Origin of the sequence: Haloferax sp. Atlit-4N (assembly GCF_003383025.1) — an archaeon.
GTDB lineage: Archaea > Halobacteriota > Halobacteria > Halobacteriales > Haloferacaceae > Haloferax > Haloferax gibbonsii.
In genome coordinates this window covers 1-517 of record NZ_PSYY01000058.1, presented here as the reverse complement: position 1 = coordinate 517, position 517 = coordinate 1, and the positions used below count along the sequence as shown (strand labels likewise).

Sequence of the window (517 nt, the reverse complement as noted above, 5' to 3'; positions counted from 1 at the left end):
ATATACGATGATATATAACTTCCGATAAGTCATTTTATGTATTTAAAATAATAGACTTATAGATTAAGGTAGTTTATTTTCGTTTTTTATATTCTAATTTATTTTTACCTAACCATGTTTGGTATAAAAATATGACTAGTGTTAAAAATTCAGATACTAATACTATGGGAAGCATAGAAAGAAATATTTTAAATGAAATGAATGGTTTATTAAACTTCGTTGTACATAAGCTATATAAAGAGTGACCACTAACGATAGAAATATAAATACTCACACCTAACAAAATCAATAATACTCTAAGCCATATTGGAAATACGTTTGTTTCTTTTATAACATTCTTATTAATATTAAATATTGATATAACATGTGGTATAAATGTAACTCTCCCTTCTTTTTCTTTAATATATCTAATATTTTCTTCGTACTCTTTATTTTCATGTTCATCATAATATATAAGTATTTCATCATCATCTTCTTTAATTCTATCCAAGACAACATATCGTTTTGTTTCATTATT

General features: G+C 23.2%; 1 protein-coding gene. It reads right to left on the bottom strand.

Features of this window, described 5'->3' with window-relative positions; all coding sequences use genetic code 11:
- Nucleotides 1-73: 73 nt before the first annotated feature.
- Nucleotides 74-517 (bottom strand): hypothetical protein (locus C5C07_RS21450; RefSeq protein WP_199522789.1); only part of this gene is annotated, 444 nt, incomplete at its 5' end.